We start from the raw sequence: 22,609 nt of genomic DNA, 5'->3' as shown, positions 1-22,609 counted from the left end.
GCCCCCCCCCCCCCCCCCCCCCCCCCCCCCCCCCCCCCCCCCCCCCCCCCACCCCGGGACGGGCGGCATACTCGCCCCCATGGGTACGGTCGCGATCTTCGGTGCCGGTGTCATGGGCGAGACGCTCCTCTCGGGGCTGCTGCGCGCCGGGCGCCCGGCGGACGCCCTCGTCATCACCGAGCGCCGGGCCGACCGCGCCGCCGAGCTGTCCGAGAAGTACGGGGTGCGCGTCCTCGACAACGCCGAGGCGGCGGCGGCCGCCGACACCCTCGTCCTCGTCGTCAAGCCCCAGGACATGGGCGCGCTGCTCGAGGAGATCGCCCCGCACGTCGACGCCGGCAACCTCGTCGTGAGCCTCGCGGCCGGCATCACCACGTCCTTCGTGGAGTCCCGTCTGCCGGAGGGGCGTTCGGTCGTCCGGGTGATGCCGAACACCCCGGCGCTCGTCGACCAGGGGATGGCCGCCGTCTCCGGCGGCGCCCACTGCGCCCCCGAGCAGGTCGCCGAGGCCGAGGAGCTGCTCGCCGCCACCGGCAAGGTGCTCGAGGTCCCCGAGAAGCTCCAGGACGCCGTCACCGCGATCTCCGGCAGCGGGCCGGCGTACATCTTCTACGTCGTCGAGGCGATGATCGAGGCCGGCGTCGTCCTCGGGATGCCGCGCGCCACCGCCACCGAGCTCGTCGTCCAGACGCTCTTCGGCGCCGCGACGATGATCAAGGAGACCGGCCAGCACCCCACCGTGCTCCGCGAGCAGGTCACCTCGCCGGGCGGCACGACCGCCGCCGCGCTGCGCGAGCTCGACGACCACAAGGTGCGTGCCGCCTTCATCAGCGCGATGGAGGCCGCCGCCGTCCGCAGCGCCGAGCTCGCCGGTGGCTGAGCCCGGCCTCGCACCTCCGCTGCGGGTCGAGCGGCTGGGCCCGGAGGCGTGGCGCACCTACCGCGACGTCCGGATGGCCGCGCTCATCGACAGCCCGCGGGCGTTCTGGACGACGTACGCCGAGGCGGCCGCCCGCGACGACGCGTCCTGGCAGCAGTACGCGTCTACCGGCCCCGCCACGTGGCTCGCGGTCGACGAGGGCCGTCCCGTCGGCACCGTCGGGCTCTTCGCCGCCGAGGAGCTCGCGCCCGGCGAGGTGTACCTCGTCGGCATGTGGGTGGCGGCGCCGGCGCGGGGGAGCGGGGCCGCCGAGGCACTCGTCGACGCCGCGCTCGCGCACGCGGCCGACGCCGGGTTCCGCCGCGTCGTGCTCGACGTCGCCCGCGAGAACACCCGGGCCTGCCGCTTCTACCTCCGGCGCGGGTTCGCCCTCACCGGGGAGACCGGCACCATGCCGTGGGACCCCTCGTGCGTCGAGGTCCGGATGGCCCGCGACCTGCCCTGACGGAGCACCCCGGCACCGGCTGTTCATCCTCCCCGGTTGCCCCACCCCGAGGGTGTCGTGGGAGAGTTCCGCCATGAGCGACATCACGGTGCGTCCCCTGGACGTCGAGGAGTGGGAGCGTTTCCGCGCGGTCCGCCTCACCGCCCTCGCCGAGTCGCCCGAGGCGTTCGTCGCCTCCCACGCCGAGGAGGAGGCCGAACCGGAGGACTTCTGGCGGGCCCGGATGCAGCGCTCCACGCGCCTGCTCGCCGAGCGCGACGGCGAGGCCGTCGGCATCGCGAGCGTCGGCGAGGTGGGCGAGGACAAGCCCGAGGCCGCCCAGCTGTTCGGCCTCTGGGTGCGCCCCGAGGCACGCGGCAGCGGTGTCGCGGCGGCGCTCGTGCGGGCCGGTGCCCACGTGGCCGCCGAGCAGGGTCGCACGCAGCTCTACTACTGGGTCGGCACCGACAACGGCCGGGCCGTGGCCTTCGCGAGCAGCTTCGGCTTCCGCCCCACGGGCAGCCGCCGGCCGATGCGCGTCGTCTCCGAGGACGACGGCGAGGAGGAGGTCGCGATGACCCTCCCGCTGGCCGGCGACCGGGGCGGCATCCCCACCCTCTGACCCTGCCGGGCCCGCCGCGGGTGGGTCAGGGGCGGGCGGCCAGCCGCTCGATGAGCGTCGTGGGACCGCTGACGATGAGCACGTCGTGCGCCGAGACCTTGGTCGACGGCACGGCGTAGGTGAAGTCCTCACCGGGCGCCTTGACGCCGACGACGGTCACGCCGTACTTGCTGCGAACTGCGCTCTGCTCCAACGTGAAACCGACGGTCTCGGTCGGGGGGCGCATCTTGACGATGGCGAAGCCGTCGTCGAACTCGATGTAGTCCTGCATCCGGCCGCCGACGAGGTGGGCGACCCGCCGGCCGGTGTCGGCCTCGGGACGGACGATGTGCTGCACCCCGATCCGGTCGAGGATGCGGGCGTGCTCGGGGGAGAGCGCCTTGGCCCAGATGGCCGGGACGCCGGCGTCGACGAGGTTGGCGGCCGCCAGCACCGACGCCTCCACGGACGAGCCGATCGCGACCACGGCGATGCCGAACTTCCCGGCCTTGGCGTCGCGGATGACCTGGACCTCGCTGGCGTCGCCGTGGACGACGTGGCTGATCCGGCCGAGGAACTTCTCGGCGAGGAAGCCGTCCTTCTCGATCGCGGTCACCTTGTGCCCCAGCCGACGCAGCTCGAGCGCCGCTGCGGCACCGAAGCGCCCGAGGCCGATGACGAGGACCTCGCTGTCCGCGTTCGCGCTCTTGCCCATCGTCGTTCCTCCCGGTGTGGGGTCGGTCGGGGCAAGCCTGCCACGCCCGCCCCACCGAGTAGCGTGCAGCCATGGGCCCACGGACGAGCGTCATCTGGGACGACGTGTTCACCGCCTACGACTTCGGCCCCACCCACCCGATGGCGCCGGTGCGGCTCGACCTCACCTCCCGGCTCGCGCGCTCGCTCGGCGTCCTCGACCACGTCGACGTCCTCTGCCCGGACGTCGCCGACGACCACCTGCTGACGACCGTCCACGACCCGGCCTACGTCGCCGCCGTGCGTGCCGCCTCCGAGGACCCCTCCCGGGCCGATGTCCACCGCGGGCTCGGCACCGACGACGACCCCGCCTTCCGCGGGATGCACGAGGCCTCGGCCCGCATCGTCCAGGGCACCGTCGACGTCTGCCGCCGCGTCTGGGAGGGCGAGGCCGAGCACGGCGTCAACTTCTGCGGCGGGCTGCACCACGCGATGCGCACGCACGCCGCGGGCTTCTGCATCTACAACGACATCGCGGTCGGCATCCGCTGGCTGCTCGACCACGGGGCGCAGCGGGTGGCCTACGTCGACATCGACGTCCACCACGGCGACGGTGTCGAGCGGGTCTTCTGGAACGACCCCCGGGTCCTCACGATCTCGCTCCACGAGAGCGGTCAGCACCTCTTCCCCGGCACCGGCTGGCCGGGCGACGTCGGCGGGCCGGAGGCGCGGGGGAGCGTGGCCAACGTCGCGCTGCCGCCGGGTACCGGCGACGCCTCGTGGCTGCGGGCCATCGACGCCGTCGTGCCGCCGCTCGTGCGGGCCTTCCAGCCGGACGTGCTCGTGACACAGCACGGGTGCGACACCCACCTCGAGGACCCGCTCGCCCACCTGGCGATCACCGTCGACGCCCAGCGCCGGGCGCACGACGAGCTGCACACCCTCGCCCACGAGGTCGCCGGCGGGCGGTGGGTGGCCCTCGGCGGGGGCGGCTACGAGCTGGTCGACGTCGTCCCGCGGTCCTGGACCCACCTGACGGCGATCGCCGCGCACCGGCCGGTCGACGTGGCCACCGAGGTCCCGCAGGAGTGGCGCGACCACGTGCAGAGCCTGCTCGGGCGCCCCGGGCCGCGCCGGATGGGGGACCTGCCCCCGGACCGGCTGCCCATCTGGGTCCAGCCGTGGGGGATGGGCCACAACCCGGAGAGTCCGCTCGACCGGGCCGTCTTCGCGACGCGACAGGCGGTCTTCCCCCTCCACGGCCTGGACCCCTGGTTCGACTGATCGCGCCGTCCCGGGGGCCGCGACCCGCTCGATCCGCGTCGACACGCCCGATTCGTCGTCGGCCGTTCGGCGTGTCGGCTGGACATCCGGAGGAATTTCCACCCATTGGCCTTCACAGTGGTCACAACTGCCCCTATGGTTGCGACAGCACGACGCAGGGAGCCAAGCCGGGGCGCTGTCCGGCGCTGCGAAGAGCAGAAGATCGAGGTCACGATGTCCACGGAGCGTCAGCTCGGCGAGGTGCGGTTCCTCACCGTCGCCGAGGTCGCCACGATCATGCGCGTCTCGAAGATGACGGTCTACCGCATGGTCCACGCCGGTGAGCTGCCGGCGATCCGGGTCGGTCGGTCGTTCCGCGTCCCGGAGGACGAGGTGCACACCTACCTCCGCAGCTCGTTCGTCGACACCGCCTGATCCCGGGAGCACCCCCGGTCGCGAAGGGGCGGCCCGCCACCACGGCGGGCCGCCCCTTCGCCGTCGACCGGGCGGGTTTGGGCGGCCGACCGGGAGGCGGGTAGGGTGGGCCGCCGCACCCCCGTACCACCGTGAGGAACACCCATGGGTTCTGTCATCAAGAAGCGGCGCAAGCGGATGGCCAAGAAGAAGCACCGCAAGCTGCTGCGCAAGACGCGTCACCAGCGTCGCAACAAGAAGTGACCCCGCGTCACCTCTGAGACCGCCGAAGGTCCCCGGCTCGTGCCGGGGGCCTTTGTCGTCCGCACCCTCGACGGGGTGACGCCGACGGCGCGGCACTGGGTAGGGTCGGCAGTGGAAGCGGCGTGAAGGAGAAGGCGTTGGCGCGGGTGGTTCTCGTCACGGGGGTATCGCGGTACCTCGGCGGCCTCCTCGCGCGCCGGATCGCCGCGGAGCCCGGGGTCGAGCACGTCGTCGGTGTCGACGTCATCCCCCCGCCCCAGGACATCGGCGGCGTCGAGTTCGTCCGCGCCGACATCCGCAACCCGATGATCGGCCGCGTCATCGAGGGCGCCGGCGTCGACACCGTCGTCCACATGAACGTCATCGCCACACCCACCTTCGTCGGGGGCCGCACCCCGCAGAAGGAGATCAACGTCATCGGGACGATGCAGCTCCTCGCGGCGTGCCAGAAGGCCTCCACGGTGCGGCGGCTCGTCGTGAAGTCCTCCGCGGCGGTGTACGGCTCCACCCCGCGCGACCCGGCCCTCTTCACCGAGGACATGGGGGCGCGGCGCAGCCCGAGCGGGGGCTTCGGCAAGGACTCCATCGAGGTCGAGGGGTACGTGCGCGGGTTCGCCCGGCGCCGCCCCGACACCGAGATCCTCATGCTGCGCCTCGCCAACGTCATCGGCCCGCGCATCCGCACCTCGGTCACCGACTACTTCTCGATGCCCGTCGTGCCGGTGCCGCTGGGGTACGACGCCCGGCTCCAGTTCGTCCACGAGGACGACGCCATCGACGCCCTCCTCCTCGCGGGCACCGGCTCCACGACCGGCGTGGTCAACGTCGCCGGCGACGGCGTCGTCTCCGTGCTCCAGGCCGCCGCGCTCGCGCGCCGCCCCGTCGTCCCCGTGCCGCTCGGCAGCGCCGGGTTCGTCGGCGGGGTGGCCAAGCGGCTCGGGCTCGCCGACTTCTCCCCGGACCAGATGTCCTTCCTCGCCTTCGGCCGGGGCCTGGACACGACCCGGATGCGGAGCGGGCTGGGCTTCGAGCCGCGCTACACGACCCGGCAGGCCTTCGAGTCCTTCGCCGCCACGCTCGGCACCGGCGGGGGCTCGATGCTCGTCGACGCCGTGACCGGGCTCGCCGGTGGGGCGAGCCAGTCCGTCCTGCGTGCGCTCGGCGCGGGGGTGGGTCGCTGATGGCGGGCCGGGGGACCCTCGCCGCGGGCGCCGCGCGAGCCGGCGGCGAGCGGGCACGGCGCCGGGCCACGCCGCTCATCGGCGCCGACCCGGTGGTCGGGACGCCGGCGGCCCCGGCGACGGCGCCGGCGAAGAAGGCGGCGCCGGCGAAGAAGGCTGCGTCCGTGAAGAAGGCGACGCCGGCGAAGAAGGCGACGCCGCCCGCGAAGGGCCCGGCGAAGAAGGCGGCGCCGCCCGCGAAGAAGGCCGCATCCGTGAAGAAGGCGGCCACGCCGCCCGCCGCCTCGACGCCGGCACCCGCCACCCCCGCGCCGCGCAAGCACCGCCCGGCGCCGCGCATCACCTCCGCCCCCTCGGCCCGGGCCACCACCCAGGCCGGCGAGCGCACCGGTCGTCCGAAGCTCTCCCCGCGCGAGAAGGCCCGCCGCGACGAGGCCCTCCGCCGCCCGCACCTGCGCCTGGCCGAGCCACCGCCGGCCCCGCCGGTCCCCGAGCCCGCGCCGGTCGTCCCGCCCCTCGACCCCACCATCGCCGACGCCCCGGCGCGCAGCGGCCTCCCCGTCCCCGACCTCACCGACCTCGTCGAGGCGCTCGTCGTCGCGCTGCGGGTCGCGGCCGAGGCGGCTGGCGTGGCGCCCGAGGACGTCGAGCGCCGCGTCGCCCAGGTCCTCGCGTACCTGCGCCGCCGGTTCGACGGTGACTACGAGGTCGACGACTTCGGCTACGACGAGCACTTCACCGAGAACGTCTTCTACCCGATGCTCCGCCCGCTGTACCGGCACTGGTTCCGGGTCGAGGTGCGCGGCATCGAGAACATCCCCGCGGAGGGTGGCGCGCTCGTCGTGGCCAACCACTCCGGCACGGTGGCGCTGGACTCGCTGATGGTCCAGCTCGCCATCCACGACGAGCACCCGGCGCGGCGCACGATGCGCGCGCTCGGCGCCGACCTCGTCTTCCAGACCCCGTTCGTCGGCACGACCGCCCGGCGCTCCGGCTCGACCCTGGCCACGAGCGAGGACGCCGAGCGGCTCTTCGCGCGCGGCGAGCTCGTCGGCGTCTTCCCCGAGGGGTTCAAGGGCACCGGCAAGCCGTTCAGCGAGCGCTACAAGCTCCAGCGCTTCGGCCGCGGCGGGTTCGTCTCGGCGGCGCTGGCCGCGGGCGTCCCCATCGTCCCCTGCTCGGTCGTCGGCGCCGAGGAGATCTACCCGATCCTCGGCAACATGGGCACGCTCGCCCGCCTGCTCGGCCTCCCGTACGCGCCGGTCACGCCCACCTGGCCGCTGCTCGGGCCGCTCGGGATGATCCCCCTGCCGAGCAAGTGGATCATCGAGTTCGGCACCCCCATCGAGACCGACGGCCACGACGCCGGCGCCGCCGACGACCCGATGCTCGTCTTCGACCTCACCGACCAGGTGCGCGAGACCATCCAGCAGACCCTGTACACCCTGCTGATGCAGCGCCGCTCGGTGTTCTTCTGACGATGTCCTCCGCCGCCGGCCACGCCCGCGTCACCCGCGTCACCCTCGTCGGGCGCGCGGGCTGCCACCTGTGCGACACCGCCCGCGAGGTCGTCGAGCGCGTGTGCGCCGACCTCGGCGTCGGGTGGCAGGAGGTCGACGTCGACACCGACCCCGCGCTCCTCGAGCGGTGGTCCGAGGAGGTGCCGGTCACCCTCGTCGACGGGCGGCAGCACGACTTCTGGCGGGTCGACGAGACCCGCCTGCGCGCGGCCCTGGCGCAGCCGCCGTCGAACCTTCCACCGACCCGTCCGTGAGGACTCGGGTGCGCCGCAGCGGCTTCTAGCACATCGCCGTCGTGAGGCATCTCACCGGGTCCGGCGTCACTTTGTGCCCGTGTTCACAAAGTCGTAGGCTGACGTGGTTTCCCGCGGGTTCCCGGGGGCCGTCCCGGCCCCTCCCTCGTCCCGGGCCCGCGGCCCGCGAAAGGAGTCGGTGACCGCTCGTGTCCGCCGCAGCAGCCGCCCGCCGGGGAGTCCCCGACGCGTCGGTGGCCCGTCTGCCGGGGTACCTGAGGGCCCTCACCGCGCTTGCCGCCGACGGCACCGCATCGGTCAGCTCCGAGGAGCTCGCGGCCGCCGCGGGCGTCAGCTCCGCGATGCTGCGCAAGGACCTCTCGCACCTCGGGAGCTACGGGGTGCGTGGGGTCGGGTACGACGTCGACCGGCTCGCCTCCGAGATCGCCGCGGCCCTCGGCCTCACCCAGGACTGGCCGGTGGCCATCGTCGGGATGGGCAACCTCGGCCGGGCCCTCGCGGCCTACCGCGGCTTCGCCGAGCGCGGGTTCCGCGTCATCGCCCTCCTCGACCGCGACGCGCGCGTCGTCGGCGAGGTCGTCGCCGGCACGCGGGTCCGCTCCACCGACGACCTCCCCGACCTCGTCGAGCGCGACGGCCTGGCCATCGGGGTCATCGCCACCCCGCCCGAGGGCGCCCAGGAGGCCGCCGACGTGCTCGTGGCCGCGGGTGTTCGCTCGGTCCTGAACTTCGCGCCGGTCGTGCTGTCGGTGCCAGAGGACGTCGTCGTCCGCAAGGTCGACCTCTCCACCGAGCTCCAAATCCTGGCCTTCCACGGCCAGCGGCTCGCCGTCGCCGAGGCGGTGGCACCGTGAGCCTCGTCGTCCTCGGCCTCTCGCACCACGGGGCACCGCTCGCGCTGCTCGAGTCGGTCGCCCTCGACGGCGCCTCGGCCACCGCGCTCGAGGAGGCCGTCCTCGCCTCCGAGCACGTCACCGAGGCCGTCGTCCTCTCCACGTGCAACCGCACCGAGGTCTACGCGGAGGCGCTGACCTTCCACGGTGCGCTCGTCGACGTCACGAACGCCCTCGCCTCGGTGTGCGGCGTGGACCGCTCCGAGCTCCAGCCGCACCTGTACGTCCACTACGAGGACCGCGGCATCTGCCACGCGTTCACCGTCGCCGCGGGCCTGGACTCGATGGCCGTCGGCGAGGCGCAGATCCTCGGCCAGGTGCGCCGTTCGCTCTCCCGCGCGCAGCGCCACGGCCACGTCGGCCCCGCGTTGAACGGCCTTCTCCAGCAGGCACTCCGGGTCGCCAAGCGGGTCCACGCCGAGACCCAGATCGACCTCGTCAGCGGGTCGCTCGTGCAGGCCGGCCTGACCCGCGCCGAGGCCGTGCTCGGCGGCATCGGCGACCTCTCGGTCCTGGTCGTCGGGGCCGGGGGGATGGGCGCGCTCGCCGCCGCCACGGTGGCCCGCCAGGGCGCCGGCGCGGTGGTCGTCGCCAACCGCGACCCCGACCGCGCCCGCTCCGTCGCCGAGCGCGTCGAGGGCTCCGCCGTCCCGCTCACCGGGCTCGCCGACGCCCTCGTCGCGGCCGACCTCGTCATCTCCTCCACCGGCGCGCGCGGCCAGGTCGTCACCGCCGACCACGTCGCGGCCGCGCTCGCCGCCCGCGGCGGACGCCCGCAGGTCTACGTCGACCTCGCGCTGCCCCACGACGTCGACCTCGCCGTCGCCGACCTCTCCGGGGCGACCCGGGTCGGGCTCGCCGAGCTCGGCGAGGACCTCGCCGAGGCCGGGTCCGCACCGCAGGTCGCCGTGGCGAACGAGCTCGTCACCGCCGAGGTCGCGGCCTACCTCGTCCAGCGCTCGGCCCAGGCCGTCGCCCCCACCGTGACCGCGCTGCGCGCCCGCGCCGGCGAGCTCGTCGATGCCGAGCTGGCCCGCCTCGAGCGCCGCACGCCCGGGATGGACGACGCCCAGCGCGCCGAGGTGCGCCGCGCCGTCGAGCGCGTCGTCGACAAGCTGCTCCACACCCCGACCGTCCGGGTCAAGGAGCTGGCCCGCGACGGCCAGGGCGGCAGCTACGCCCGCGCCCTCTCCGAGCTCTTCGACCTCGACCCCCGCGACGTCTCGCTCGTCTCGGCGCCGCCGTCCCTGCCGGGGGAGGAGGCATGAGCACCCTGCGCCTCGGCACCCGCCGCTCGGCCCTCGCGACGACCCAGTCCACTTGGGTCGCCGACCGGCTGCGCGCGCTCGGGCACGACGTCGAGCTCGTCGAGGTCAGCACCGAGGGCGACCGCGACCGCACCACGCCGCTCGCCCAGCTCGGCGGCACCGGCGTGTTCGTCTCGGCGCTCCGCGAGGCCCTCGCCGACGGCCGCGTCGACCTCGCGGTGCACTCGCTCAAGGACCTCCCGACCGCGCCGGACGCCCGGGTGGTCGTGGCCGCCGTCCCCGTCCGTGAGGACGTCCGCGACGCCCTCGTCGCCCGCGACGGCCTGACCCTCGGCGAGCTGCCCGCCGGCGCCACCGTCGGCACCGGGTCGCCGCGCCGCCGCGCCCAGCTCGCCGCGCTCGACCTCGGCCTCGAGGTCACCGACCTGCGGGGCAACGTCGACACCCGGCTCGGCCACGTCCACGACGGCCGCCTCGACGCCGTCGTCCTCGCCGCCGCCGGCCTGCGCCGGCTCGGGCGGGCCGACGAGGTCACCGAGTTCCTCGACCCCCTCCAGGTGCTCCCCGCCCCCGGGCAGGGCGCGCTGGCCGTCGAGGTCCGCGCCGACGACGAGGCCGTCCGCGCGGCCGTCGCGCCGCTCGAGGACCCCGACGCCCGCGCCTGCGTCACCGCCGAGCGCGCCCTGCTCGCCGAGCTCGAGGCGGGGTGCTCGGCCCCGGTCGGCGCGCTCGCCGAGGTCGTCGAGGGCGTCGACTCCACCGAGCTGTCGCTGCGGGCCGTCGTCGCGGCCCCCGACGGCTCCCACGACCTGCGCCGGTCCCTGACCGGTGACCCCGCCGAGGCCGCAGACCTCGGCCGGAGGCTCGCCCGCCTCCTCCTCGAGGACGGCGCCGCCGACCTCATGCCCACGTCCACCGACCGATCCGTCACGGAGCGTGCCCAGTGAGCCCCACGCGCTCGACCACCCGCCCCTCCCGCGTCCCCGCGCGCGTCGCCTTCGTCGGCGGCGGCCCCGGCGACCCCGGCCTGCTGACCGTCCGCGCGGTCGAGCTGCTCGCCGGCGCCGATGCCGTCGTCATCGACCAGGTGGCCCGCGAGGAGATCGCCCTGCGCCACGCCCGCGCCGACGTCGAGGTCGTCGACGCCGGCCACGGCGACCAGGGCGAGCGGCTGACCCAGGCCTCCCGCGCCAAGCTCGTCGTCCGCGCCGCCAAGGCCCACCCCGGTGGGCTCGTCGTGCGGCTCATGGACGGCGACCCGGCGATCTTCAACGGCCTCGCCGAGGAGGCGCAGGCGCTCGTCAAGGCCGGCATCTCCTTCGAGGTCGTCCCGGGCGTCAGCAGCCTGACCGCCGTCCCCGCCTACGCCGGGGTGCCGCTCACCTCCAAGTCCTCCACGGCGGTGCACGTCGTCGTCGCCGGACCGGGCACGCCCGACGTCTCCGGCGGGGTCGACCCGGCCGTCACGGTCGTCGTCCTCGGCACGCCGGACAAGGCCGCCGACGCCCTGCGTGCCCTGCTCGCCGCGGGCCGCGACGCCGCCACCCCGGTCGCCGTCACCGAGCGCGGCACCACCACCGAGCAGCGCACGGTCGTCACCACGCTCGGGGCCGCCCCCGAGGCGATGGCGGCCGGGGAGTTCCCCGTGCTCGCCGTCGTCGGCGACACTGTGCCGATGCGCGACGCGCTGTCCTGGTTCGAGACCAAGCCGCTCTACGGCTGGTCGGTCCTCGTGCCGCGCACCAAGGAGCAGTCCGGCTCGACGATCGGCCGGCTCGAGCACCACGGCGCGCACGCCGAGGTCGTCCCGACCATCTCGGTCGAGCCGCCGCGCACCCCGCAGCAGCTCGAGCGCGCGGTCAAGGGCATGGTCACCGGCCGCTACGAGTGGGTCGGCTTCACCTCGGTCAACGCCGTGCGGGCCATCCGCGAGAAGTTCGACGAGTTCGGGCTCGACGCCCGCTCGTTCGCCGGGCTCAAGGTCGCCGCCGTCGGGGGCGTCACCGCAGAGGCGTTGCGCGAGTGGGGCATCAACCCCGACCTCGTGCCCACCGACGAGCAGTCCGCCAAGGGTCTGCTCGAGGCGTGGCCGCCCTTCGACCCCGACCTGGACCCCATCAACCGGGTCTTCCTCCCGCGCGCCGACATCGCCACCGACACCCTCGTCGCCGGTCTCCAGGAGACCGGCTGGGAGGTCGACGACGTCACCGCGTACCGCACCGTCCGGGCCGCGCCGCCGCCGGCGCCGGTGCGCGACGCGATCAAGTCCGGCGCCTTCGACGCCGTGCTGTTCACGTCGTCCTCGACGGTGCGCAACCTCGTCGGCATCGCGGGCAAGCCGCACCCGAGCACCGTCATCGCGTGCATCGGCCCGGCCACCGCGAAGACGGCCGAGGAGCACGGCCTGCGGGTCGACGTCCTCGCGCCGGAGCCGAGCGCCGAGGCCCTCGTCGACGCGCTCGCCGACCACGGCCGCTCGCTCGCGCTCGACGCCACCGAGGCCGGCGAGCAGGTCGTCCGGCCGAGCCAGCGCCGGGCCGGCGGCCGGAAGCGCGCGACGTGACGTCCGGGGCGACCGTCCCGAACGCCCCGTTCCCCGTGGGCCGGCCGCGCCGGCTGCGGCAGGGTCCGGCGCTGCGCCGGCTCGTCGCCGAGACGCGCCTGCACCCCGCCGAGCTCGTCCTGCCCGTCTTCGTCCGCGAGGGCATCGACGCGCCGGTGCCGATCGAGGCGATGCCCGGCGTCGTCCAGCACACGCTCGGCTCGCTCGTCGAGGAGGCCCGGCGCTGCGTCGAGGCCGGGCTCGGCGGCATCATGCTCTTCGGCGTGCCGACGTCCAAGGACGCGCGGGGCTCCGGCGCGGACGACCCCGACGGCATCCTCAACGTCGCACTGCGGCGGGTGGTCGAGGCGGTCGGTGACGACCTCGTCGTCATGGCCGACCTCTGCCTCGACGAGTTCACCGACCACGGCCACTGCGGCGTGCTCGCCGCCGACGGTTCGGTCGACAACGACGCCACCCTCGAGCGCTACGCCGCGATGGCGCTGGCCCAGGCGGCCACGGGCGCACCGGTGCTCGGCCTCTCCGGGATGATGGACGGCCAGGTCGGCCACGTCCGGGCCGCGCTCGACGCCGCCGGGTACACCGACACCGTCGTCCTCGCGTACGCCGCGAAGTACACCTCGGGCCTCTACGGGCCGTTCCGCGAGGCGGTGCAGTCCTCGCTCGTCGGCGACCGCGCCACCTACCAGCAGGACCCCGCGAACGGGCGAGAGGCGTTGCGGGAGATCGAGACCGACGTCGCCGAGGGCGCCGACATGGTGATGGTCAAGCCCGCCGGGCCGCACCTCGACGTCATCGCGGCGGCGGCGGCGATCTCGCCGGTGCCGGTCGTCGCGTACCAGATCTCGGGCGAGTACTCGCAGGTCGTCGCCGCCGCCGAGCGGGGCTGGATCGACCGCGACCGCGCCGTCGACGAGTCGCTCCTCGGCATCCGCCGGGCCGGGGCGAGCATCATCCTCACGTACTTCGCCCTCGAGGCCGCCGCCCGCCTCTGACCGACCGCGGTCGAGTGCGGAGCTGGTCGCCGGGGCGACCACCTCCGCACTCGACACCGGGCCGCGTCAGTGGTCGTGGTCGTGCGGGGCCTCGCCGGTGGCGGCGACCATCTCGACGGGCGTGTGCTCGAGGGCGTGACGGGCCGTGACCCTCCCCGTCGCCAGGTCGGCGACGACGAGCTCCCGCTTCTCGGCATCGGTGACGAAGGCCGTGTCGCCGACGACGCGCAGCACCGGTCCCGGCTCCTGCCAGTCGTCCTTCTCCTGCCACGGCGCGATGACGGGGATGCGTCGCGCCACGCTCCCCTTCTCGACATCGACCACGGCGAGCGAGCCGTCGGTGGTCAGGACGACGCCCTCACCGTCCTCGCCGCGGGCCAGCGACCGGAACCAGTAGGACGCCCCGAGGTCGACCAGACGCAGCCGGTCGGTGAGCGTGTCCACCAGGGCGATCCGGGTGGTGCGCTCGACCGCGTCGGCGTCCTGGTCGACCTTGTAGTCGGTCATCACGACGGGGGAGGCCGGGCTGCCGGCGGCGTTGCCCGTGCGGGCGTAGTCGTCGGTGACCGGCACCTTGTGGAACGCCCCGCCGCGGAAGACGACCGGGCCGTCCTCGCAGCCGAAGAGGACGACGTCCCCGCCGTCGGCGTCGGGCGCGGCTGCGGCCTCGCCGTGGACGCCGGCGCAGTCGTCGGTCTGCGTCACGACCTTCCCGTCGCGGACGAGGCGGATGCTCGATCGCGCCTCCTCGGTGCCGTGGGTCGTGAGGATGCCGTCCTCGACGGCGACGGCGACCCCGTGGTGCGGGGCCGGCGTCCGCATCCGCTCCACGGGCGCGACGTCCGAGCCGACCTGCTCGGTGGGGACGACCTGGATGGAGCCGTCGCCGTCGCCGAAGAGGACGGTCCTCCCCTGGTGCGGGACGACGTGGCCGGCATGCGCCGCGGCGTACGAGACGTCGGTGAGGCCGGGGGTGTACTCGAAGGCGTGGTCGTGGTCGCCGTGCGGCTGCCGCTCGATCCCGGTGTCGTACACCCGGAAGGCGTCCCCGTCGGCGACGACGACGTGCCGCCCGTCCCCGGCGTCGTTGAGGCGCAGGAAGCCCTCGCGCGCCTCCTCCTGCACGGTCTTCCCCGTCGACGCGTCGACGAGAGTCAGGCCCCGCTCGTGGGCGAGGAGGACGCGGGGCTGGACGCCGCGCACCTCGCGCTCGTCACCCCCGACCGTCCGTGAGGCGGTGGCCGACGGGGCAGGTGAACGCGGGTCCTCCGCCGACGCGCAGCCGGCGAGCGCGACGGCGGGGGCGAGAAGGAGGGCGGCAGGACGGAGGGCACGCAGGCGCGGGTTCATAGCCGTGACCTTAAACCGGAATGACAATCATTCTCAAATTAAACTGCCGGACGACGGGCGGCGAGCGCTCACGTCCGGAGGGGGTCGGGCGTTCCACGGGCATGGTCGACGTCCTGCTGCTTCCCCTGCCCGCCGACGAGCTCGAGGCGGTGCGCCGCGACGGGGTCGACGCCTGGGGGCGAACGGTCGAGCCGTCCGTCGACGACGAGGGTGGCTCCCAGCTGCGGTGCTGCCTCGCGCGCAGCCTGCCGGGCGAGCGGATCCTGCTCGTCGGTCACGCGCCCCTCGGGTCGGCCCGGCCCTGGCAGGAGGTCGGTCCGGTGTTCGTCCACGCACAGGCCTGTCCGGTGGTGGCGGACGGAACCGTGCCGGCCTGGCTCGACGACGATGCCCGCGTGCTGCGCGCCTACGACGCCGGCGGGGCGATGCGGTACGAGCACAACCGGCTCGTCGCGGCCGGCGAGGGCGTCGAGGCGGCGCTGGCCGAGGTGCTCGCCCATCCGGAGGTCGCCGAGGTGCACGTCCGCAACCTCCTCGCGCAGTGCTTCGTCGCCCGAGCCGTGCGGACGCCTCCTTCCGGCGAACGTGTGTGAACACGCCGCTGGAACCCGGCGCGTCCACACACGTTCGCGAGGCAGGTCCGACGACACGACGAGGCCGCCGCCACCCGTGGGGGTGACGGCGGCCTCGGGGGCCCGCCGGAGGGTGCGGAGCCGGGGTGACGTCGCTCAGGCCTGCTTGGCGAGCTGGACGTCGAGGACGAGCTTGATCTTCTCGGAGACGAGGACGCCGCCCTTCTCGAGGTTGGCGTTCCAGGTCAGGCCCCAGTCGGTGCGGTCGATGTCACCGCTGGCCTCGAAGGCCGCCTTCTCGTTGCCCCACGGGTCGGTGGCGACGCCGCCGAACTCGACGTCGAGGGTGACCGGCTTCGAGACGCCCTTGATGGTCAGCTCGCCCTGGAGGGTCTGGCCGTCGAAGGAGGTCGAGCGGAAGGTCATGTCGGGGTGGGCCTCGGCGTCGAAGAAGTCGCCGCTGCGGAGGTGGTCGTCGCGGTCCTTGGTGCCGGTGGCGACGGAGGCGGTCTTGATGACGACCTCGGCGGTGGAGTCGGCGAGCTCGTCGGCGACGACGACGGTGCCGGAGACGTCGGTGAACGAGCCGCGGACCTTGCTCACCATGAGGTGACGGGCCACGAAGCCCACCTCGGTGTGGGTCGGGTCGATGGTCCAGGTGCCGGTGCTGAGGCCGGTGAGGGTGGCGGTGCTCATGGGAACTGCTCCTTCGGAGGTGGGACGACCAGTAGTTGACGCTTCAACTATGCACCATCGCGATCCATTCCGCCTCCCGAGGACCGTCTCGTGGGACGACCCGGGGTTCCCGGGCCTCGCCCGCCGCGCGACGCCGACGTGCGACGATGGCCCCGTGGGTGAGGACGTGCGCTGGCTGAGCGTCGAGGAGCAGTGGTCGTGGCGCGCCTACCTGCGCGCCTCCCGCGAGCTCGACGCCGCCCTCGACCGCGACCTCGAGTGCTCGGGCATCAGCCTCCCCGAGTACGAGCTCCTCTCGATGCTCTCCGAGGCCGACGACGACCGGTTGCGGATGTCGACCCTCGCCGAGCTGATCGTCCAGTCCCGCAGCCGCGTCACGCACACGGCGGCCCGCCTCGAGCGGCGTGGATGGGTGCAGCGCACCCCGGCGCCCGAGGACCGGCGGGGCGTGGTCCTCGAGCTGACCGACGACGGGCGCGCCGCCATCGAGCGGTTCGCCGTCGTCCACGTGCGCAGCGTGCGCCGCCACCTCGTCGACGTCCTCAGCCCGGCGCAGTTCCACGCCCTCGGTGAGGCGATGCAGGCCGTCCGGGACGCCTACGCCTGCGACCCCACCACGCCGGACGAGCCCGCCGCCCCCTGCTGACCGCTGCCGGCCCGGCTGCCCCGACAATGGAGCGGTGACCGACTCCGCCGCCCAGCCCACCGGTGAGCAGGCCCCCGCCTCCGCCGCCCTCCTCGCCCGCGCCCGCGCCGTGACCCCCGGCGGGGTCAACAGTCCCGTCCGCGCCTTCCGCTCGGTCGGGGGGACCCCGCGCTTCATGGCGAGCGGCAGCGGTCCGCGCCTCACCGATGTCGACGGCCGCGGGTACGTGGACCTCGTCGGCAGCTGGGGCCCGATGATCCTCGGCCACGCCCACCCCGAGGTCATCGACGCCGTCCACGCGGCTGCCGCCAAGGGCACCTCCTTCGGCACGCCGTCCGAGAACGAGGTGCTGCTGGCCGAGGAGATCGTCGACCGCGTCGCCCCCGTCGAGCAGGTGCGCCTCGTCTCCAGCGGCACCGAGGCGACGATGAGCGCCATCCGCCTGGCGCGCGGCTTCACCGGCCGGCCGCTGGTCGTGAAGTTCGCCGGGCACTACCACGGGCACGTCGACTCCCTCCTCGTCGCGGCCGGCTCCGGGGTGGCCACCCTCGCCCTGCCCGACTCCGCCGGCGTCCCCGCCGAGATGGCCGCCGAGACGATCGTGCTGCCGTACAACGACATCGAGGCGCTCGAGGCGGTCTTCGCCGCGCGGGGCGACCAGATCGCCTGCCTCATCACCGAGGCCGCCGCCGGCAACATGGGCGTCGTCCCGCCGGCCCCGGGCTTCACCGAGGCCCTGCGCCGCGTCACCGCCGAGCACGGTGCGCTGCTGGTCTCGGACGAGGTGATGACCGGCTTCCGCTGCGCCCGCGACGGCTGGTGGGGCCACGAGGGCCTCGACCTCGCCCCGGACCTGCTGACCTTCGGCAAGGTGATGGGTGGCGGCTTCCCCGCGGCGGCCTTCGGTGGCCGGGCCGACGTCATGGCGCTGCTCGCCCCGGACGGGCCGGTGTACCAGGCCGGCACGCTGTCCGGGAACCCCGTGGCCACCGCCGCCGGCCTCACGACGCTGCGGCTCTGCGACGACGCCGTGTACGCCCGCCTCGACGAGGTGTCCACCGCCATCCGCACCGCCGCCTCCGAGGCGCTGACGAAGGCCGGTGTGCCGCACCGGGTCCAGACCGCCTCCTCGATGTTCTCGGTCTTCTTCCGCGACGGCGAGGTGCGCGACTACGACGACGCCCGCGCCCAGGACACCGCTGCCTTCGGCCGGTTCTTCCACGCGATGCTCGACGCCGGCGTGTACCTCCCGCCGAGTGCCTACGAGTGCTGGTTCGTCTCGGCCGCGCACGACGACGCCGCCGTCGAGCAGGTGCTCGCCGCGCTGCCGGGCGCTGCGGCCGCGGCGGCCGGCTGACCGGCCGTCGAACCCCGTCGGCCACGCTCAGGTGCGTTTGCGACAATCGCGAGCATGAGCCCGTCCCCGGACGCCCCGTCCGCCGAGCCGCAGCGCACCACCGTGCACCTGCTGCGGCACGGTGAGGTCGACAACCCCGGACGCGTCCTGTACGGGCGGCTCGAGGGGTTCCACCTCTCGGGCCTGGGTCACCGGATGGCCGAGCTGGCCGCCGAGCACCTCGCCGACCACGACGTGGTGCACGTCGTCTCCAGCCCGCTCGAGCGGGCCCGTGAGACCGCCGCGCCGGTGGCCGCCGAGCACGGTCTCGAGGTGCACGTCGACGACCGGGTGCTCGAGGCCGAGAACGCCTTCGAGGGCCTGCCGGTGGCCGGCGGGGCGGGGCTCCTGCACCACCCGCGACTCTGGCCGAAGATGCTCAACCCGCTGCGCCCCTCGTGGGGCGAGCCGTACCAGCGCATCGTCGAGCGGATGCGCGACGCCGTCGTCGCCGCCCGGGCCGCGGCGCGCGGCCACGAGGCGGTCGTCGTCAGCCACCAGGCCCCGATCTGGATGATCCGGCTCGCCACCGAGGGGCGCTCGCTGGTGCACAACCCGGCCCGCCGCGAGTGCTCGCTCGCCAGCCTGACCTCGCTGACCTTCGTCGGGGACGACCTGCTCTCGCTGTCCTACAGCGAGCCGGCCGCGGCCCTGCTGCCGCAGGCCCAGAAGGGAGCCGGCGCGTGACCCCGGACCGTCGCACCGCCCGTGCCCGCCGTGCACCTCGTCTGACTGCGGCGCTCGTCGCCGTCCTCACGCTGGGCGTCGCCGGCTGCTCGGAGGACCCCAACTCCGTTGCCGCGCAGGCCAAGGCCGGTGACCAGAAGGGGTACATCTCCGGGGACGGCAGCGTCGAGACCATCGCCGAGGCCGACCGCGCCGAGCCGGTGACGATGACCGGCACGCTCCTCGACGGCACCTCCTGGGACGTCGCCTCGACCCGCGGCACGGTCGTCGTCCTGAACGTCTGGGGCTCGTGGTGCGCCCCGTGCGTCGCCGAGGCCCCCGACCTGCAGAAGGCGTGGGAGGGCCAGCAGGCCAAGAAGGCCCCGGTCCAGTTCATGGGCATCGACTTCCGTGAGGAGGCCGAGCGCGGCGCCGCCTTCGTCAAGAAGGCCGGGATCACCTACCCGAGCCTCAGCGACGAGGCCGGCCTCACCCTGCTGCGCCTCCAGGGCAAGGCCCCCACCGTGCCGACGACCATCGTCCTCGACCGCGAGGGCCGGATCGCGGCCCGCGTCAACGGGCCGGTCTCCGCCACCACCCTCACCGGCCTCGTCGACGACGTGGTCGCCGCGTCGTGACGCCCACCCTGGCCGCCGCCGGTGGCGAGGCCGTCACGAGCGGCGCGCTGCCGCTCGCCGTCGGGGTCGCCGCCCTCGCCGGCCTGGTGTCGTTCGCCAGTCCCTGCGTGCTCCCGCTCGTCCCCGGCTTCCTCGGCTACGTCACGGGGCTGACGGGTGAGTCGGCGGCCGAGCGCTCGCGGGGGCGGACGCTCGCCGGCGCGCTGCTCTTCGTCGTCGGCTTCACGGTGGTCTTCGTCCTCGGCTCGATCTTCGTGACGACGGTCGGCCAGGGGCTGGTCGAGCACCGCGAGCTGCTGATGCGCGTCGGCGGCGCGGTGGTCGTCGTCATGGGGCTGGTCTTCGTCGGGCTCGGCCGGCAGGGCGAGGCCCGCATCCACTGGCGGCCGCGCGCCGGGCTGCTCGGGGCGCCGCTGCTCGGGGCGGTCTTCGCGCTCGGCTGGGCGCCGTGCACCGGCCCGACGCTGGCCGCCGTGCTCGTCATGGCCACGGCTTCCGCGGACCCGCAGGTCGCGCGCGGGGTGACGCTCGCCGTCGCCTACGGCCTCGGCCTGGGGCTGCCCTTCCTCCTCGTCGCCGCCGGTCTCGACCGCGCCGGGCGGGCCTCGGGATGGCTGCGCCGGCACACGCGGGGCATCCAGGTCTTCGGGGGCGCGATGCTCGTGCTCGTGGGGCTGCTGCTGCTGACCGGGGTCTGGGAGACGATGAACCGCTGGGTCCAGACCGAGCTCGTCTCCGGGTTCGTGGTGTCGCTGTGAGCACCACCGACGACCGCACGCTGTCCACCCAGCCGGCCCCGCCCGACGGCGGGGACGGTGGTCGCGGCGGCGGCTCGGTGACGCTGCCGCGTCTCGGGCCGGTCGGCTGGCTGCGCTACGTCTGGCGGCAGCTGACGAGCATGCGCACCGCGCTCTTCCTCCTGCTCCTGCTCGCCGTCGGCGCCATCCCGGGGTCGACCTTCCCGCAGCGCTCCATCGACGCCACCCGCACCGCGCAGTGGATCAGCGACCACCCGACCGCCGGACCGATCCTCGACCGGCTCGGGTTCTTCGAGGTCTACGCCTCGCCGTGGTTCGCCGCGATCTACCTCCTGCTCTTCGTCTCGCTCATCGGCTGCGTCCTGCCGCGCAGCCGCATCCACTGGCACCAGCTGCGCTCGACGCCGCCGCGCGCGCCCCGCCGGCTCGAGCGGCTGCCGGCGCACCGCGAGCTCGTCGTCGACGGCACGCCGGACGAGGTGCGCGACCGGTTGCGGACGGCGCTGCGCGGGCGGCGGTACCGGGTCCACGCGCACGACGACACGACGCTCTCCGGCGAGAAGGGCTACCTCAAGGAGACCGGCAACCTCGTCTTCCACCTGGCGCTCATCGGCGTGCTCGTCGGGGTCGGCTGGGGGCACCTGCTCGGGTGGAAGGGCGATGTCATCGTCCCCGTCGGGAAGACGTTCGCGAACACCCTCGGCGGCTACGACACCTTCAGCCCCGGGCCGTGGGTCGACCCCAACGCCCTCGACCCGTACACGATCCGGCTCGACCGGATGGACGTGAAGTTCGAGACCGAGGACAAGGGCGCCGGCCAGTTCGGCATGCCCCGCGACTTCCGGGCCTTCACGACGTTCACCGGGCCGGACGGCCGGGCGGAGAAGCGCGAGGTCGCGGTCAACCACCCCCTGGAGACCGGCGACGGCTCGGTCTTCCTCCTCGGCAACGGCTACGCGCCGCGGGTCACCGTGCGCGACGCCGAGGGCACGGCCATCTACACCTCGGCCACGCCGTTCCTCGCGCAGGACAACAACTACACGTCCGTCGGGGCGATCAAGGTGGGTGGTGCCCGGCCGGACGACCTCGGCTTCGCCGGGTTCTTCCTGCCGACCGGCGTCATCGACGACGAGCGCGGGCCGCACTCGGTCTTCCCCGACACCCTCGACCCCCAGCTGGCGCTGACCGCCTTCAGCGGCAACCTGCTCCCGGGCGGGCGGCCGCAGTCGGTGTACACGCTCGACACCTCGGCGATGAAGCCGCTGCCGGGCAAGGACGGCACCGACCAGCTGCGCATCCTGCTGCGGCCCGGGCAGACCTTCGAGCTGCCCGACGGGCGCGGCTCGATCACCTTCGACGGCGTCGAGCGGTTCGCCGGCTTCTCCATCCGCACCGATCCCGGCAAGACGCTGACCCTGGTCTCGTCGGTGCTGATGCTCCTGGGCCTCGTGCTCAGCCTCGTCGTGCGCCGTCGAAGGGTGTTCGTGCGGGTTCGTCCCGACGAGGTCGCGGGTCGTACCGTGGTCTCCGTCGGCGGCCTCGCGAAGGACGACGACGAGGGCATGGACGACGAGCTCGCCGCCGTCCTCCCCGGACCCGAAGGAACCCGATGACCGACTACACGCTGGCCCAGCTGTCGAACTACTCCGTGTACTCCTCGATGGTCGTGCTCACCCTCGCCATGCTCGCGTACGGGCTCTACCTCGCGCGGGTCGTCCCCGGCCGCGAGGTGGCCGCCGAGCGCGAGGCGGCGCCCGAACGCGAGCTCGTGGCGGCCGGTGCCTCGGTGGGGGCGCCGGCCGGGACCGAGGCGTCGCCGGGGGTCCCGTCGGGGGACGGCGAGGAGCCGCGCTCGGCGCGCAAGGCGGCCGGCATCGGCTGGATGCTCACGCTGCTCGGCACGCTGCTGCTCGTCGCCGGTGTCGTGCTGCGGGCCCTCGAGGTGCACCGCTGGCCGCTCGGCAACATGTACGAGTTCGCCATCGTCGGCGCGATGTTCACCCTCCTCGCGTACTGCGCGTGGGCGACCCGGCGCGACCTGCGCTGGCTCGGATTGTTCGTCGTCGGCCCGGTGCTGCTGGTGCTCGGCGCCGCGATCACCGTCTGGTACACCGACGCCTCCGAGCTGATGCCGTCGCTGCGCTCGTACTGGCTGGCCATCCACGTGACCGTGGCGACGATGACCGTCGCGGTGTTCACGATCGGCGCGGCGCTCGGCGTGCTCTACCTGGTGCAGGACCGGCTCGAGGCGGGTGACGGGGAGCGGCGCACGTTCATGACGCGGCTGCCGTCGGCCCGCACCCTCGAGCGGATGACGTACGGCGCGCACATCATCGCCTTCCCGATGTGGACCTTCACCGTGATCGCCGGCGCCATCTGGGCGCGCCAGGCGTGGGGGTCGTACTGGAACTGGGACCCCAAGGAGGTGTGGAGCTTCGTCATCTGGGTCGTCTACGCGGCCTACCTCCACGCCCGCGCCACGACCGGCTGGAAGCGGCAGAACGCCGTGTGGATCTCGCTCGCCGGGTTCGTCTGCGTGATCCTCAACTTCGCCGTGGTCAACGTGTACTTCGTGGGCCAGCACTCGTACTCGGGCCTGTGAGGCAGGAGCTCT

25 protein-coding genes are annotated in these 22,609 nt (G+C 74.4%); 22 read left to right on the top strand and 3 right to left on the bottom strand.

Annotated elements, in window-relative coordinates:
- The first annotated feature begins 79 nt into the window (after nt 1-79).
- The 3 genes from proC (at nt 80) to ACQZ2A_RS10770 (ending at nt 1,986) form a co-directional block, all read left to right on the top strand.
- Nucleotides 80-880, top strand: coding sequence for a pyrroline-5-carboxylate reductase (proC, locus tag ACQZ2A_RS10780; RefSeq protein ID WP_430210627.1), 801 nt, complete (start codon nt 80-82; stop codon nt 878-880).
- Nucleotides 873-1,385 carry a GNAT family N-acetyltransferase gene (locus ACQZ2A_RS10775; RefSeq protein WP_430210625.1) on the top strand — a complete coding sequence of 171 codons (513 nt, stop codon included), beginning with the start codon at nt 873-875 and terminating at the stop codon, nt 1,383-1,385. Before proC ends, ACQZ2A_RS10775 begins: the two co-directional genes overlap by 8 nt.
- Nucleotides 1,386-1,458: 73 nt before the next feature.
- Nucleotides 1,459-1,986, top strand: a complete 528-nt coding sequence (locus ACQZ2A_RS10770; RefSeq protein WP_430210623.1) for an N-acetyltransferase family protein — start codon at nt 1,459-1,461, stop codon at nt 1,984-1,986.
- 25 nt (nt 1,987-2,011) lie between these two features.
- Here ACQZ2A_RS10770 and ACQZ2A_RS10765 read toward each other — a convergent pair whose 3' ends face one another.
- Complete coding sequence (locus ACQZ2A_RS10765; RefSeq protein WP_430210621.1) at nt 2,012-2,680, bottom strand: potassium channel family protein; 669 nt, start codon at nt 2,678-2,680, stop codon at nt 2,012-2,014.
- Nucleotides 2,681-2,751: 71 nt separating this feature from the next.
- Between ACQZ2A_RS10765 and ACQZ2A_RS10760 the strand changes: the two genes are divergently transcribed.
- The 11 genes from ACQZ2A_RS10760 (at nt 2,752) to hemB (ending at nt 13,273) form a co-directional block, all read left to right on the top strand.
- Nucleotides 2,752-3,942 (top strand): acetoin utilization protein AcuC, encoded by a 1,191-nt coding sequence (locus tag ACQZ2A_RS10760; RefSeq protein WP_430210619.1) that lies wholly within the window; start codon nt 2,752-2,754, stop codon nt 3,940-3,942.
- Between the two features lie 213 nt (nt 3,943-4,155).
- Nucleotides 4,156-4,356, top strand: a complete 201-nt coding sequence (locus ACQZ2A_RS10755; RefSeq protein ID WP_166102834.1) for a helix-turn-helix domain-containing protein — start codon at nt 4,156-4,158, stop codon at nt 4,354-4,356.
- A gap of 144 nt (nt 4,357-4,500) precedes the next feature.
- Nucleotides 4,501-4,599 carry a 30S ribosomal protein bS22 gene (locus ACQZ2A_RS10750; protein WP_003792170.1) on the top strand — a complete coding sequence of 33 codons (99 nt, stop codon included), beginning with the start codon at nt 4,501-4,503 and terminating at the stop codon, nt 4,597-4,599.
- A 122-nt stretch (nt 4,600-4,721) separates the two neighbouring features.
- Nucleotides 4,722-5,780, top strand: coding sequence for an NAD-dependent epimerase/dehydratase family protein (locus ACQZ2A_RS10745; protein WP_430210615.1), 1,059 nt, complete (start codon nt 4,722-4,724; stop codon nt 5,778-5,780).
- On the top strand, nt 5,780-7,258 hold the full coding sequence (locus tag ACQZ2A_RS10740) for a lysophospholipid acyltransferase family protein (RefSeq protein ID WP_430210613.1): 1,479 nt from the start codon (nt 5,780-5,782) through the stop codon (nt 7,256-7,258). Before ACQZ2A_RS10745 ends, ACQZ2A_RS10740 begins: the two co-directional genes overlap by 1 nt.
- A 2-nt stretch (nt 7,259-7,260) precedes the next feature.
- On the top strand, nt 7,261-7,554 hold the full coding sequence (locus ACQZ2A_RS10735) for a glutaredoxin family protein (RefSeq protein ID WP_430210610.1): 294 nt from the start codon (nt 7,261-7,263) through the stop codon (nt 7,552-7,554).
- 188 nt (nt 7,555-7,742) lie between these two features.
- Nucleotides 7,743-8,408: a redox-sensing transcriptional repressor Rex gene (locus ACQZ2A_RS10730; RefSeq protein WP_430210607.1), complete on the top strand. Its 666-nt coding sequence runs from the start codon at nt 7,743-7,745 to the stop codon at nt 8,406-8,408.
- Complete coding sequence (locus tag ACQZ2A_RS10725) at nt 8,405-9,715, top strand: glutamyl-tRNA reductase (protein WP_430210605.1); 1,311 nt, start codon at nt 8,405-8,407, stop codon at nt 9,713-9,715. Before ACQZ2A_RS10730 ends, ACQZ2A_RS10725 begins: the two co-directional genes overlap by 4 nt.
- Nucleotides 9,712-10,662 (top strand): hydroxymethylbilane synthase, encoded by a 951-nt coding sequence (hemC, locus tag ACQZ2A_RS10720; protein WP_430210602.1) that lies wholly within the window; start codon nt 9,712-9,714, stop codon nt 10,660-10,662. Before ACQZ2A_RS10725 ends, hemC begins: the two co-directional genes overlap by 4 nt.
- Nucleotides 10,659-12,278: a uroporphyrinogen-III synthase gene (locus tag ACQZ2A_RS10715; RefSeq protein ID WP_430210600.1), complete on the top strand. Its 1,620-nt coding sequence runs from the start codon at nt 10,659-10,661 to the stop codon at nt 12,276-12,278. The genes hemC and ACQZ2A_RS10715 overlap by 4 nt, the downstream gene beginning before the upstream one ends.
- Nucleotides 12,275-13,273 carry a porphobilinogen synthase gene (hemB, locus tag ACQZ2A_RS10710; protein WP_430210597.1) on the top strand — a complete coding sequence of 333 codons (999 nt, stop codon included), beginning with the start codon at nt 12,275-12,277 and terminating at the stop codon, nt 13,271-13,273. Before ACQZ2A_RS10715 ends, hemB begins: the two co-directional genes overlap by 4 nt.
- A gap of 66 nt (nt 13,274-13,339) precedes the next feature.
- Here the strand turns inward: hemB and ACQZ2A_RS10705 are convergent, their stop codons facing one another.
- Nucleotides 13,340-14,623, bottom strand: coding sequence for a hypothetical protein (locus ACQZ2A_RS10705; RefSeq protein ID WP_430210595.1), 1,284 nt, complete (start codon nt 14,621-14,623; stop codon nt 13,340-13,342).
- Between the two features lie 101 nt (nt 14,624-14,724).
- On the opposite strand from ACQZ2A_RS10705, the gene ACQZ2A_RS10700 reads away from it, so the two are divergent.
- Nucleotides 14,725-15,216, top strand: coding sequence for a DUF1203 domain-containing protein (locus ACQZ2A_RS10700; protein WP_430210593.1), 492 nt, complete (start codon nt 14,725-14,727; stop codon nt 15,214-15,216).
- 135 nt (nt 15,217-15,351) lie between these two features.
- Here ACQZ2A_RS10700 and ACQZ2A_RS10695 read toward each other — a convergent pair whose 3' ends face one another.
- The gene (locus ACQZ2A_RS10695) at nt 15,352-15,891 is read right to left on the bottom strand and encodes a YceI family protein (protein WP_430210592.1); all 540 of its coding nucleotides are present in this window, start codon (nt 15,889-15,891) and stop codon (nt 15,352-15,354) included.
- A 154-nt stretch (nt 15,892-16,045) separates the two neighbouring features.
- Here ACQZ2A_RS10695 and ACQZ2A_RS10690 point away from each other — a divergent pair, with 154 nt between their 5' ends.
- Genes ACQZ2A_RS10690 through ccsB form a run of 7 tightly spaced genes read left to right on the top strand, consistent with a single transcriptional unit; the run spans nt 16,046 to nt 22,597 of the window.
- Complete coding sequence (locus tag ACQZ2A_RS10690; RefSeq protein ID WP_430210589.1) at nt 16,046-16,537, top strand: MarR family winged helix-turn-helix transcriptional regulator; 492 nt, start codon at nt 16,046-16,048, stop codon at nt 16,535-16,537.
- A gap of 34 nt (nt 16,538-16,571) precedes the next feature.
- Nucleotides 16,572-17,894 (top strand): glutamate-1-semialdehyde 2,1-aminomutase, encoded by a 1,323-nt coding sequence (hemL, locus tag ACQZ2A_RS10685; RefSeq protein ID WP_430210588.1) that lies wholly within the window; start codon nt 16,572-16,574, stop codon nt 17,892-17,894.
- Nucleotides 17,895-17,948: 54 nt separating this feature from the next.
- The gene (locus ACQZ2A_RS10680; protein ID WP_430210586.1) at nt 17,949-18,620 is read left to right on the top strand and encodes a histidine phosphatase family protein; all 672 of its coding nucleotides are present in this window, start codon (nt 17,949-17,951) and stop codon (nt 18,618-18,620) included.
- The gene (locus ACQZ2A_RS10675; protein WP_430210584.1) at nt 18,617-19,237 is read left to right on the top strand and encodes a TlpA family protein disulfide reductase; all 621 of its coding nucleotides are present in this window, start codon (nt 18,617-18,619) and stop codon (nt 19,235-19,237) included. The genes ACQZ2A_RS10680 and ACQZ2A_RS10675 overlap by 4 nt, the downstream gene beginning before the upstream one ends.
- Nucleotides 19,234-19,995 (top strand): cytochrome c biogenesis CcdA family protein, encoded by a 762-nt coding sequence (locus ACQZ2A_RS10670; RefSeq protein WP_430210581.1) that lies wholly within the window; start codon nt 19,234-19,236, stop codon nt 19,993-19,995. The genes ACQZ2A_RS10675 and ACQZ2A_RS10670 overlap by 4 nt, the downstream gene beginning before the upstream one ends.
- Nucleotides 19,992-21,608: a cytochrome c biogenesis protein ResB gene (gene resB, locus ACQZ2A_RS10665; RefSeq protein WP_430210578.1), complete on the top strand. Its 1,617-nt coding sequence runs from the start codon at nt 19,992-19,994 to the stop codon at nt 21,606-21,608. Before ACQZ2A_RS10670 ends, resB begins: the two co-directional genes overlap by 4 nt.
- Entirely contained in the window at nt 21,605-22,597 is a 993-nt protein-coding gene (ccsB, locus tag ACQZ2A_RS10660) for a c-type cytochrome biogenesis protein CcsB (protein ID WP_430210576.1), read from the top strand. Before resB ends, ccsB begins: the two co-directional genes overlap by 4 nt.
- The last annotated feature ends 12 nt before the right edge of the window (nt 22,598-22,609 follow it).

Origin of the sequence: Phycicoccus avicenniae, from assembly GCF_050496545.1 — a bacterium.
Taxonomy (GTDB): Bacteria; Actinomycetota; Actinomycetes; order Actinomycetales; family Dermatophilaceae; genus Phycicoccus; species Phycicoccus avicenniae_A.
Note: the sequence above shows the minus strand (reverse complement) of the source record. Positions and strands in the feature narration are given on the sequence as shown.